The following is a 12316-nucleotide window of genomic DNA, read 5'->3' as shown; positions in this document are numbered from 1 at the left end:
TCGGGTTAGCGTATTACGGTAATGGTACCTTGTTTCAGGACTTTTTCAGCATCCCGGATCTTGTAATAGAACACCATGTTCTGTTTCGGGAAGCTGGAGGCAGAGGAGGGCCAGTTGTTCTGGTAGCTGTTTTCATTCAGTACCTCCTCGCCTTTTTCGTTGTAAATAATCACATTCACCTCCGGGCGGTTGGAATAGGTATTCGGGATAACCCACTGGTCGTTGATGCCGTCCCCGTTCACCGAAATCACATTCGGCACCCGGAACGTGTCCAGGTAGGAAACGGTCACCGACCGGGCCACTTCGCATCCGCCGATGGTGGCAATCAGCAGGTAATCACCCGCTTCCGTAAAGGAATAGGAAGACGTACTGCTGATTTCAATATTGTTACTGTCCATCCAGCGGTAGGTCTCCCCTCCGGAGGCCGTAACCGTACGGGCGCTGCCTTCCGGGATTCGGATATCCGTTCCGGGGTCCAGGGTAATCAGGTTTTCGTCCAGGCTGTTGAGAACCAGGTTGTTGGACGGCACCGGGCAGCCGCTGCGCATCACCACCAGCTGGTAGGTGCCGGGGGTGGTGGCATCGATGGACGGGGTGGTCAGGTTCAGGTTGACCCCGTCGCGGAACCAGTCAAAACTCGACCCGGTCAGGTCGGTAGTGGTGCTGATGGTAACGGGATCGGACGGGCCGCATACAGTGGTCTCGCTGCCCGAAATAGTAATGAGTTCGTCTACCCGCAGTTGGACGCTCAGCGTATTGGATGCGGGCGAATAGGAGGAAATACTCCCTTCCACATGGTAGGATCCGTTTTCCGAGATATCGGCCAGGCTGATGGCAGATGCGGTAGAACCGCTGATTGCCGTTCCGTCGCGGTACCACTGGAAGGCCAGGTCGGCCATCAGGTCGGCCGTCACGTCCGTGCTGCCGCCGCTACCGTCCAGGGCGCGGATGGCGGACACCTCCAGCACGATGTCGGTATTTGTACAGGCGGCGTAGGCCCCGCTGTAGGCAATGTCCATTTCCAGGGAGGCGGGCACCACCACGGAGGTGGGGTCCGAGTCGATGGAAGTTGCCGAACAGGCTCCGCCGGTCAGGGATACACGGGCAAAATAGTTTCCGGTATCCGACTCGGAAACCGTCAGGGTTGTTGCGGTAGCCCCGGAAACCGGGCTGCCATTGCGGTACCACTGGATATCGGCCCCGGAGGCGTCCGTCGTAATAGACAGGTCCTGGGTCTGGCCCGGCAACACCATTACGGTTGCCGGATTCGTCCGGGTTACGGTGAAGTTGCCGGCATTCGTAATGGTTACGGTTGCGGATTGTTCCACGCAGGCACCGTCCCCAAAGATTTCCACGGAATAATCCCCTTCAAACCCGGCGATACCGGCATCAACCGTATACGTGTCGTCATTTACTGTAGGCGGGGTGATCGGGTTGCCGTCCCGGAACCAGGTATAGGTGAGGCCCTGGCCGGTGATATTCGCGGTCAGGTCCATGGTTTCACCCGGGCAGAGGGCGTTCTTGGCCGGGGGGTTGATGGCAATCCCCAGGCTGCTGCCGCTGGTCACGTCAATCAGGTTCGACAACGTGTTCCCGGACCCCGAACAGGATCCGTAGTCGATTTCGGCGTTGTACATACCCCCCTGGGTCACGGTAATGCTGGAGCCCTTATCGGCCAGGAGCGTGCCGCTGCGGTACCAGTTATACTGATAGGTATCCGGATTGGTTACATTGTATACTTCCAGGGTAATCGAATTGCCGTCGCACACCTGTGCGGTGCCGTCACCCATATCGGCCTGTCCCTGCGGGCGGATATTGATCCCGCTGTTGACACCCAGATAATACATGGGGTATGCAACCGACGCAGGGCTGGTCATCGCGGGGCTTGTACTGCGTACGCGCATGCGATAACCCTCGCCCTGTGTATCGGTTGGCAAAGAGAACTGGAAATAAAAGTCAAATGTGGTATTCATGTCATCCACCCGGGCGAGTTCCCGGGCGCCTGAAAAGTCCCCGGAAGCGTCGGAGAGCTCCAGGATAAATTCGTTGTCGGCATTCACCAGGGGCGGACTCCAGGTGAAATTGGCCCAATAATCGTTGAAGGATCCGGAGGCGCAGGCTGCGGTCCAGGGGTTGGTTCCCGGTGGCGGGGTTTGGTTTGGGGCGGCTTCGGGGGCATTGAGAATCTGTGCGTACCCGGCCTGGGCGCACATCAATCCCCACAGTAGGGCTGCGGTGATACGTAATTTTAGGTTCATGACACTCCTTTTTACTGGTTAACGACTTGGTTATGCCCTACTTTGCCTGGTTGCTCCGGCGCCCTGCCCATGCCGTTCCCCGCTCCAATTTGAGCAGGTGGCAGGCCACCGCAACCAAACATTGTCTAACAAATATGGCTGTAAGCCCGCCCATAGGGAATTTATTGTTGTCGCATCGACCATATATGTTGTGAAATCACTGTATTTGTATGAATGGCTTGCGGATAAGGGATTTATCAGCATCGATGAACAGCATTTTTTCTACCTTTACGGCCTTAAATTCCCATACATGACAGCCGATTCCCGATCGCTGAATTTTATTGAGCATATCATCGAGGACGATCTCGCCTCGGGATTTCCCAAAGACCAGCTGCGCTTCCGGTTTCCCCCGGAACCCAACGGTTACCTGCATATAGGCCACGCGAGTTCCATCTGCCTGAATTTCGGCCTGGGCCTGCGCTATGATGCCCCGGTAAACCTGCGTTTTGACGACACCAACCCGGCCAAAGAGGAAGCGGAATACGTGGACGCCATCAAACGGGACGTTTCCTGGCTGGGATTTGAGTGGGCGGAAGAGCGCTATGCCTCCGATTATTTCCAGCAACTTTACGATTGGGCGGAGGACCTGATCCGCCAGGGCAAGGCGTATGTAGACAGCCAGAGCTCTGAGGAAATCGCCGCCCAGAAGGGGACGCCCACGGAACCTGGCACGAACAGCCCGCACAGAAACCGATCGGTATCTGAGAATTTAGAACTATTTCGGGGCATGAAGGACGGGAAGTTCGAGGCCGGCGCACATGTGTTGCGCGCTAAAATTGACATGGCTTCCCCAAATATGCTGATGCGCGACCCGGTGATGTACCGAATCCTGCATCGGGCCCACCACCGCACAAATACCGATTGGTGTATTTATCCGCTCTACGATTGGACCCATGGGGAAAGCGATTACATTGAACAGGTATCCCATTCGCTCTGCACCCTGGAGTTCAAGCCCCACCGGCCGCTGTACGACTGGTTTCTCGACGCAGTGACCGAAGCGGGGAAGTTGCGGCCGAAGCAACGGGAATTTGCCCGCCGAAACCTGAGCCACACGGTCGTTAGCAAGCGCAAACTGCTCCAGCTGGTGGAAGGCGGCCATGTATCGGGTTGGGACGACCCGCGCATGCCGACCATATCCGGACTCCGGCGCAGGGGATGCACCCCGGAAGCCATCCGGAATTTTGCGGATACCATCGGGATTGCCAAACGGGACAATGTGGTGGATGTGGCGCTGCTGGATTTCCATATGCGCGAACACCTAAACCAGATTGCCCCCCGGGTCATGGCTGTTCTGGACCCGGTGAAGGTGGTGCTGACCAATTACCCGGAAGGGGAAACCGAATGGCTGGAGACGGAAAACAACCCGGAAGATCCGGGAGCCGGCACGCGGGAAATTCCATTTTCGCGGGAGCTCTATATTGAGCGGGAAGACTTCCGGGAACAGGCCAACCGGAAATTTTTCCGCCTGAAGCTCGGGGGCGAGGTCCGTCTCAAGAGCGGGTATATCATCAAGGCGGAGCAGGCGGTAAAGGATGCATCCGGTACAATCACCGAAATACATTGCACGTACGACCCCAAAAGCCGCAGCGGCAGCGGTACGGAGGAAAGCCGGCGGAAGGTGAAGGGCACCCTGCATTGGGTGTCGGCCGAGCACGCCCACCGGGCCGAAGTCCGGCTGTACGACCGCCTTTTTACGGATGCGACCCCGGACCAGCATAAAGACCGGGATTTTATGGAATTCCTGAACCCGGATTCTCTGGAAGTAGTGGAGGCCCGGATCGAACCCGGCCTGGCCGGTGCGCAACCGGGAGAGCGTTTCCAGTTTCAGCGCCTCGGCTATTTTTGCGTGGACCCGGACTCTTCGGAGGACCGGCTCGTTTTCAACCGGACGGTGACCCTCCGGGATACCTGGGCCAAAATCGAACAAAAGGAGGGCTAGTCAGGGCCATAGAAGGCGCTTATCCCTGCGATTGTATCAATCGGTATATTCTATCTAGATCGCCTGTATCAGGCCCTTTTTAAGGACCGATCGGAGGGCGGTGCATATTCCCGGACTGCCCGGCCGCATCGAAGCCCTTACACGCGTCCGCAGGCCGTTTTAGTTCCAACAGACCGTTTTTTGCCCGGTATTTTTGCTCCCCCGGATCAAAACCGTGCTCAAAACCTGCACAGCCCCCGAATTAACGACCTGTTAACGCATATTCTGACGAAATTGCACTATACTATTTATGACCGATCGTAACCGATCAAAAACTAAGTTTAACTTCAAATTTCAAATTATGGCATCTAACGATACTGGATCTGTACTCTTGGCGCTTCTGACAGGAGCGGCAATTGGAGCGGGTGTAGGCATACTTTACGCCCCGGACAAAGGATCAAAAACAAGAAAGAAAATCAAGAAAAAGGCCAATCAGGCCAAGGACGACATCTCGGTTCGGGTATCCCGGGCCACTGAAGAGCTGAGCCGCACGGCCGAGGCCAAGAAAGAAGATTTCGAGCGGCGCCTGGAGGATACCATCTCCACCATGAGTTATAAGGCGGACGATATTATCGAAACCCTGGAACACAAACTGGCAGATTTGAAAAAGAAGAACGCCAAGTACCAGAAAGACGCGGTAATAGAAACAGCCGGAAAACCGAAAGTAGCCGCCAAATCATAGCCCTGAATGGCTTTTGACGAATTAAAAGAACGCGCCGCTGAAGCCGAGCGCGACCTGAAGGAATACGGGCAGGCCAGTGCCGAATACTATAAACTCAAGGCCTTTAAGCTCGCCATGCGCAGCTTTCTCTACCTGGCCAAAGGGTTTGTTTTGGGCTTTATCCTGTTGCTTACCCTGATATTTCTTTCAGTTGCCGGCGCTTACGCCATCGGGGAGCGGATGGACTCATTGTCCACCGGGTTCCTGATTGTGGCCGGGGCATACCTGGTTGTGTTCCTCCTGGCCTACCTGCTGAAGGATTCCATGAACGCCCCCATCCTGCGGAAGTTCTCTGAATATTTTTACGAAGAAGATGAGTAAGCGCTATACCTCTTTTGAACAGATCGATAAGGACCTGAAAATTATGCGTCTGAAGCAGGAGATTGCGGTGGAAAACCTGAAACTTTCCTATACAGAAGCTCGCAAGAGCCTCTACCCTACCCAATTGCTGGGGGGGGTTACGGGTATCATCCAGAAATTGGCCATCTCCCTTCTGGCGAAAAAGTTGCTGCAGAAGTTCAGCCGGTAAGACGCCGGTTGCGGAGACCTGCACTACGGCAAGGTCTTTAGGCAGTCACATCAGGCCTGAAATCAAAAAACAACCCCGGCATTGGCCGGGGTTTTTCGTTTTACGCATGGCCCGGGAAATTCCGGGTAAGTTTGGGAAACTCCGGGAGCCTGCTACCGGAGCCGGCTGCACCTACTCCTTTTTGTCCTTGTTCTGTTTTTTCATCGCCTCCCCAATCTGGTTGCTGGCTGTAAAGCTGGCCACCATATTGTTGAGCATATCGCTGCCTGCCTGGGGCGAATTCGGCAGGAGGATCAGATTCGTATTGGTTTCCTCCCCGATGGCCTGCAAGGTGTCGTAATGCTGGGTAACCACAATCAGGGCCGATGCTTCCTGGGAATTGATGCCCACCTTGTTCAGGACCTCCACGGACTCCTCGAGGCCCCTGGCAATTTCCCTTCGCTGATCGGCGATCCCCTGTCCCTGCAGCCGTTTGCTCTCCGCCTCGGCCTTGGCCTTTTCCACGATGAGGATGCGGGCGGCATCCCCTTCGAACTGGGCGGCAATCTTCTCCCGCTCCGAAGCGTTTATCCGGTTCATGGCGGCTTTTACCTGGGCGTCCGGGTCGATATCTGTGACAAGCGTCTTGATAATGTCGTACCCGTAATCGAGCATGGCGTCCTGCAATTCAGCCTTCACCGCAATGGCGATGTCGTCCTTCTTCACAAAAACGTCATCCAGCTTCATCTTGGGCACCTCTGCCCGAACCACGTCAAATACATAGGAAGTAATCTGCTCGTGTGGGTATTCCAGCTTGTAGAAGGCTTCGTACACCTTGTCCCGGATCACCACATACTGAACGGATACCTTGAGCTTGACAAACACATCGTCCCGTGTTTTTGTTTCCACAATTACATCGAGCTGCTGGATCTTCAGGCTGAGGCGGCCCGAAATCCGGTCAACAATCGGGATTTTCATCTGCAGGCCGGAATTCCGGATACTCTGGAACCGGCCGAACCGCTCGACGATAACGGCCGTTTGCTGTTTGACGATAAAGAAAGAGCTGAAGAGGATAACCAGCCCCAGGAACAGGAAGGGTATCCAAAGGAATGATGCGATCATAGTGTGCGTTGCTAAGGGTTCGTGAAAATACGAAAGTATCGTCCTTATAGGTCGCAATTTCCCGGGAATTGTTACAGCGGTGTGCTATTTCGGGCTCCCGCCGAGACGGTCGATGGCCAGGCGGATCCGCCCGACGGTTTCATCCTTCCCGATAAGGCCCATGATGTCGAACAGGTGGGGGCCCTGCATGGCGCCGACCAGGACCAGGCGCAAGGGCGGCATGACCTGTCCGAAAGACAGCCCGGACGCACCGATCCAATCTTTTACGGAGGTTTCCAGGTGTTCCGAAGAAAAGTCGTCCCGGGTTTCGAGTAAATCGGCCAGTCGGGCCATCACCTGGGGCGTACCCTCCTTCCATTGCTTGCGGACGGCCTTTTCATCGTAGGCTTCCGGCTGTCTGAAGAAATACGAGCCCTGTTCCCAGATGTCCTTGAGGAAGTCCGCCCGTTCCCGCAACAGGGCAACTACCCGTTCCAGGTAGGCGTCTTCCAGGCTGTCCGGAAACGGATGGCGGCCCTCCAGAACCCTGCGGAATTCCGGCACGAGCTCAGCCGGGGATTTCTGCTGCAGGTACTGGTGGTTGTACCATCGGGTTTTGTCCGGATCAAACCGCGCCCCGGACTTGTTGACGCGCTCCAGGTCAAAGGCCTCGATGAGCTCTTCCAGGGAAAAGAGCTCCTGTTCCGTGCCGGGGTTCCACCCCAATAAAGCCAGGAAGTTCAGGACTGCCTCCGGAAAATAGCCGGATTCCCGGTATCCGGCCGAGTCTTTCCATTCCAGGGGAAAAACCGGGAATCCCATTTTTTCCCCGTCCCGTTTACTGAGCTTGCCTTTCCCCGTCGGTTTCATGATCAGGGGCAGGTGGGCGAATTGGGGGGCTTCCCAACCAAAGGCCCGGTAAAGTTGAATGTGCAGTGCCAGGGACGGCAACCACTCCTCCCCGCGGATTACATGGGTAATTTCCATCAGGTGGTCGTCCACGATATTCGCCAGGTGGTAGGTGGGCATCCCGTCGCTTTTGAAAAGTACCTTGTCGTCCAGGGTGTTTGTGTCGATGCGGATGTCGCCCCGGATCAGGTCCTGGAATTCAAGGGTCTGATCTTTGGGCCATTGGAACCGGATAACATACGGGTCCTCGGCATCCAGGCGGAATTGGAGGGCCTCCGGGGACATGCCCAGGGAATTGTCCAGTTTTTCCCGGTTGTGCCAGTTGTAGATGAAGGTCTTCCCCTTTTTTTCGTGATCGGCCCGATGGGCATCCAGTGCCTCCGGCCGGTCAAAGGCGTAATACGCCCAGCCGGATTGCACGAGCTGTTCGGCAAATTCCCGATAGCGGTCCTTGCGCTCACTCTGGCGGTAGGGCCCATAGCCCCCTTCTTTCCCGGGGCCTTCATCAAAGGGGATGCCGAGCCACTCCAGGGATTCCACGATATATTCTTCCGCCCCTTTTACAAAGCGGTTCTGGTCGGTATCCTCAATCCGCAGGATAAAATCCCCCCCGTGTTTTTTGGCAAACAAATAATTGAATAGAGCCGTGCGGACACCGCCGATGTGCAGAGGGCCGGTCGGGCTCGGGGCAAAACGGACGCGGACGGGTTGTTTCATCAGATTGGAATTTGAATTGCAAAGATAGGCAGGCCGGACCGGATGACAAGCGAAGCTTACAGACCGGGCCCCGCCGGCCTTTTAACATGATTTTAGTCCCCGTATTCCCGGAAGCTGCCTATCTTGGTGGTAAAGATTGGCTTTTTGGAACCGTATCAACTCATTATCGGGAAACTGGAGAAGTTCCTGACGCGCTACTACCTGCGGCAGTTGCTCAAAGGCACTTTCCTGTTCCTGTTTTTCGGCGGGCTCCTCCTGCTGCTGGTCAGCGGCCTGGAGTACCTGTTGTGGATGGGAAGCGGATTGCGCAGGATCCTGTTCTGGGCGTTGGTGGGCATTGAGCTGTTTCTGTTTTTCCGGTACCTGGTACAACCGGTTCTGCAGTTGTTCCGTTTACAGCGCGGTCTCAGTTATAAAGAGGGCTCTTCCATGATCGGCCGGCATTTCCCCGAGGTAGGCGACCGGTTGTATAACCTGTTGGAGCTCGCCGAGAACCCGGGTCAGTCCGAATTGCTCCTCGCCAGTATCGAACAGCGCTCCCGCAACCTGAAACACGTGCCTTTTGCCAGTGCCGTTCGTATGCAGGACGGATGGCGCTATGCGCGTTATGCCGTGCTCCCTTTGTTGTTTATCGGGGCGCTATGGCTCACCGGCAAAGGGTTGGATTTTTTGGATTCCTACCAGCGGGTCGTCGATTACAGAACGGCCTACGAACCCCCCGCTCCATTCGCTTTCCACCTGGTCAACCCGGAACTCAGGTCGCGGGAGAATCAGGCGTTTACCCTGAAGGTGCGCACTGTGGGGGACGTGCAGCCTGAAACCGTGGAATTGGTTGCCGGGGGGCGCCGCCTATTAATGGAAGACAAGGCCACACATTTCGAATACACCTTTCGCCCGCCATTGGAGAACATGGATCTCTACTTTGAGGCCAACGAGGTGCAATCCCCGGCCTACCGGCTGGAGGTGGTTCGCGTGCCGGTAATAGACCGGTTTGGTATGGAGCTGGAATTCCCGGCCTATCTGCAGCGAACCGGACAACAAGTCCAGGGAACCGGCAGTATCACTGTGCCCGAGGGCACGCGAATTCGCTGGAATATCGCTACTGTACACACAGATACCGTCCGGTATGAAGATAAGGACACAGTACTGTTTGCGGCACGGGAGGGAAATACCTTTTCGCTTGCACGTCGCGTTTTCCGGCCCACGGATTATATGCTCAGCACGTCCAACCGGGATGTATCGGGATACGATAAGCTCAGATATCGAATTGAGGTGATCCGGGATGAGTTTCCGGACATCCGTGCGCGGATGGTGCGGGACTCCCTGGAACCGAACCTGGCCTATTTTTCAGGGGAGGTTTCCGATGATTACGGCCTGGGGAAGCTAACCGTTATCTGTTACCCGGAAGGGGACGAGGAGGCTGTACGGGAAGTGGATCTCGATGTGCCGGGAGGAACCTATCATACTTTTTACTACACATTTCCATCCGGATTGAATCTGGAAAGCGGAACGGATTACATCGTACAGTTCCGCATCCGCGACAACGACGGATTGCGGGGCGGTAAGGTTCGTGAAAGCGAAGCGTTCAGGCTTACCCAGTATACTCCTGAGGAGTTGCGGGATCAGCAACTGGACTATCAGAATTCCCTTCTTGACGGGTTGGGGAAAACCCGGGAGACCCAGGAAAAGCTGCAAGAGGAATTGGATGCCTTTCGAAAGGAACAACAGGAGAAGCGCAATCTTGAATTCAACGACCAGCAGAAACTCAAGGACGTACTCAACAGACAGCTGAAGCAGGAACGGCTGATGGAAAAATTCAGCAAGGAGCTCGGCGAGAACCTCGAGTCCGAAGAAGCCAAAAAGGATCCCTTCCGGGAATTGCTCCAGGAACGCCTGGAACGGCAGGAAATTGAAGCGAGGAAAAATGCCCAATTGATGGAGGAGATGCAGAAGGTCCTGGACCAACTGGACAAGGACGCCCTGAGGGAGCGCATGGAGGAAATCGGCAAACGGCAGGAGGGCAACCGGCGCAGCATGGAACAATTGCTGGAGCTTACCAAACGGTATTATGTGCAGGAAAAGTCGCGGCAGCTGGCTGCACAACTGAAAGAGCTTGCAGAACGGCAGGATATCCTCTCGGAGCTGGAGAACATGATGGAAAATTTCTCCGCGGAACAACAGGATAAACTCCGTAAAGAATTCGACAGTTTGCGCAGGGAATTGTCGGAACTCGAGAAAAACAACCAGGACCTGAAGCAACCCCTCCCATGGAAGCGGGATACACAGAAGGAGGAAGGAGCTTCTCAGGACCAGAAGGATGCACAGGAATTATTGGAAAAGCTTCATGCGCCGGAAACTTCGGAAACAAGAGATCAGCAATCCGAAGCGGCCAGTACGCGTAAGAAACAGAAGGCTGCTGCCCGGAAGATCCGGGAATTGTCCGAAGCGCTTCAGCAATCGGCCGCTTCGGGAGGTGGGAGCGAATCCACAGCGGAAGACGCCGAGATGTTGCGCCAGATCCTTGATAACCTGGTGGTCTTTTCTTTTAAGCAGGAGACGCTTTACGACGCCGTACAGAAACTCGAAGAAGGTGCCGCCTCACTTAGCGGGGATATACGGCAGCAACAGGAGCTCAGGAAGCTCTTCGAGCATGTGGATGACAGTTTGTTTGCCCTCTCGCTACGCCAACCCCAGATTTCAGAACAGGTGAATAAACAGATAGCTGAAGTGTATTACAACGTAGACAAGGGCCTTGAAAGCCTGAGCGAGAATCAATGGTACCGGGGCGCCTCCTATCAGCAATATGTAATTACTGCTGCCAATGAGTTGGCTTCCATGCTTGCCGAAATGCTCGAATCCATGCAACAATCAATGATGCCGGGAAAAGGAGAGGGTTCAGGCAGCGACTTTCAGCTTCCGGATATTATCCAGAGCCAGGAAGAACTCCGTCAACGGATGCAAGGGTCTCAGGAAGGCAATTCCGAGGAAGGCAGCCAGGGGAACCAAGGGGAATCATCTGGCGAATCCGGACAGGGTGAACAAGGCGAACAGGGAAGCGAAGGACAGGGCGAAGGATCCCAGGGCCAACAAGGCCAGCAAGGCCAGGGAGGTCAGGAGGGCTCCGGGGAACAAGGCCAGGGTAACGGAGAGAATGGAAAAGGACAGGGACAAAACCAGGGCCAGGATGGGCAAGATGGTCAGGGTTCCGGGGGGGAGAACGGCGAAGGAACCGGTGGTTCTAACGGGGATGAAATGAGCTATCAGGAATTGTTTGAAATCTATAAGCAGCAGCAGATTATCCGCAACCGTCTCGAAGAGCAATTACAGGACATGATCGATAATTCAGACAGGGAATTGGCACAACGAATTGCACGTGAAATGGAACAATTCGAGGAAGAAATATTACGAAACGGCGTCACTACCCGGACAGCAGACCGAATGAACCGAATCCAGCAGCAATTGATGAAGCTGGAAAATGCCTCCTTTCAACAAGGGGAAAAAGAAGAACGGGAAAGCCGGACAAGTACCAGGACCTATATGAACCCAATTACCACCCGGCCAGAAGTATTTGAAAATGAGGGTGAAAACGTTGAAATATTAAACAGGCAAGTATTACCTTTGCGCCGCATTTACAAGAACAAAATTAAGGCGTATTTCCAGGATGAGGATCGATTACCACAGTGAAACGGATTTTTCCCTGCCCAATCCGGCCAAATATACCGAATGGATTATTAATGTCTTGAAATCCAGGGAACTAACACCCGGGGAACTGCAATTCGTTTTTTGTTCGGATGATTATTTGCTGGAGATGAATCATAAATATCTGGGTCACGATTATTACACAGACATCCTCACCTTCGAGAACGACCTGGAAGATGGCGTTAGCGGAGATATTTTTATTTCAATAGATCGAATCCGGGATAATGCCAAAACGTATTGCGTACCATTTGAGGAAGAACTCGCACGCGTGATGATCCACGGGGTTTTGCATTTGATTGGTTTCGGCGACAGTACGGAGAAGGAAAAGGAAATTATGCGGCAGGAAGAGTCTGCCTGCCTGCGAATGTTCCACGTGAAACAATGAG

Annotated in this window: 9 protein-coding genes; 6 read left to right on the top strand and 3 right to left on the bottom strand. The window is 54.7% G+C overall.

Annotated elements, in window-relative coordinates:
* Positions 1-5: 5 nt before the first annotated feature.
* Positions 6-2258 carry a T9SS type B sorting domain-containing protein gene (locus RB2501_RS03465; RefSeq protein ID WP_238528098.1) on the bottom strand — a complete coding sequence of 751 codons (2253 nt, stop codon included), beginning with the start codon at positions 2256-2258 and terminating at the stop codon, positions 6-8.
* 289 nt (positions 2259-2547) lie between these two features.
* Between RB2501_RS03465 and RB2501_RS03460 the strand changes: the two genes are divergently transcribed.
* The 4 genes from RB2501_RS03460 to RB2501_RS03445 all read left to right on the top strand — a co-directional run bounded on the left by RB2501_RS03460 (position 2548) and on the right by RB2501_RS03445 (position 5525).
* The gene (locus RB2501_RS03460) at positions 2548-4236 is read left to right on the top strand and encodes a glutamine--tRNA ligase/YqeY domain fusion protein (protein WP_041327457.1); all 1689 of its coding nucleotides are present in this window, start codon (positions 2548-2550) and stop codon (positions 4234-4236) included.
* Positions 4237-4576: 340 nt separating this feature from the next.
* Entirely contained in the window at positions 4577-4957 is a 381-nt protein-coding gene (locus RB2501_RS03455; protein WP_041326942.1) for a YtxH domain-containing protein, read from the top strand.
* A gap of 6 nt (positions 4958-4963) precedes the next feature.
* Positions 4964-5317 carry a hypothetical protein gene (locus tag RB2501_RS03450; protein ID WP_015753354.1) on the top strand — a complete coding sequence of 118 codons (354 nt, stop codon included), beginning with the start codon at positions 4964-4966 and terminating at the stop codon, positions 5315-5317.
* Entirely contained in the window at positions 5310-5525 is a 216-nt protein-coding gene (locus tag RB2501_RS03445; RefSeq protein ID WP_015753353.1) for a DUF6327 family protein, read from the top strand. The genes RB2501_RS03450 and RB2501_RS03445 overlap by 8 nt, the downstream gene beginning before the upstream one ends.
* A 171-nt stretch (positions 5526-5696) precedes the next feature.
* Here the strand turns inward: RB2501_RS03445 and RB2501_RS03440 are convergent, their stop codons facing one another.
* Positions 5697-6626 (bottom strand): SPFH domain-containing protein, encoded by a 930-nt coding sequence (locus RB2501_RS03440; protein WP_015753352.1) that lies wholly within the window; start codon positions 6624-6626, stop codon positions 5697-5699.
* 84 nt (positions 6627-6710) lie between these two features.
* The gene (gene gltX, locus RB2501_RS03435; RefSeq protein ID WP_015753351.1) at positions 6711-8231 is read right to left on the bottom strand and encodes a glutamate--tRNA ligase; all 1521 of its coding nucleotides are present in this window, start codon (positions 8229-8231) and stop codon (positions 6711-6713) included.
* A 144-nt stretch (positions 8232-8375) separates the two neighbouring features.
* Between gltX and RB2501_RS03430 the strand changes: the two genes are divergently transcribed.
* A complete protein-coding gene (locus RB2501_RS03430) occupies positions 8376-11915 on the top strand; it encodes a coiled-coil domain-containing protein (protein ID WP_041327455.1) in 3540 nt (1179 codons plus the stop codon).
* Positions 11893-12315, top strand: coding sequence for an rRNA maturation RNase YbeY (gene ybeY, locus RB2501_RS03425; RefSeq protein WP_015753349.1), 423 nt, complete (start codon positions 11893-11895; stop codon positions 12313-12315). The genes RB2501_RS03430 and ybeY overlap by 23 nt, the downstream gene beginning before the upstream one ends.
* Position 12316 lies beyond the last annotated feature (1 nt).

The sequence above is a fragment of the Robiginitalea biformata HTCC2501 genome (assembly GCF_000024125.1).
Classification (GTDB): domain Bacteria; phylum Bacteroidota; class Bacteroidia; order Flavobacteriales; family Flavobacteriaceae; genus Robiginitalea; species Robiginitalea biformata.
This window is presented reverse-complemented; position numbering and strand designations above follow the sequence as displayed.

Excerpts from the sequence above, each read along its gene's own strand:
- RB2501_RS03460 (WP_041327457.1), top strand. The coding sequence starts at position 2,548 with ATGACAGCCGATTCCCGATCGCTGAATTTTATTGAGCATATCATCGAG.
- RB2501_RS03440 (WP_015753352.1), bottom strand. The coding sequence starts at position 6,626 with ATGATCGCATCATTCCTTTGGATACCCTTCCTGTTCCTGGGGCTGGTT.
- RB2501_RS03445 (WP_015753353.1), top strand. The coding sequence starts at position 5,310 with ATGAGTAAGCGCTATACCTCTTTTGAACAGATCGATAAGGACCTGAAA.
- RB2501_RS03455 (WP_041326942.1), top strand. The coding sequence starts at position 4,577 with ATGGCATCTAACGATACTGGATCTGTACTCTTGGCGCTTCTGACAGGA.
- RB2501_RS03450 (WP_015753354.1), top strand. The coding sequence starts at position 4,964 with ATGGCTTTTGACGAATTAAAAGAACGCGCCGCTGAAGCCGAGCGCGAC.
- gltX (WP_015753351.1), bottom strand. The coding sequence starts at position 8,231 with ATGAAACAACCCGTCCGCGTCCGTTTTGCCCCGAGCCCGACCGGCCCT.
- ybeY (WP_015753349.1), top strand. The coding sequence starts at position 11,893 with ATGAGGATCGATTACCACAGTGAAACGGATTTTTCCCTGCCCAATCCG.
- RB2501_RS03465 (WP_238528098.1), bottom strand. The coding sequence starts at position 2,258 with ATGAACCTAAAATTACGTATCACCGCAGCCCTACTGTGGGGATTGATG.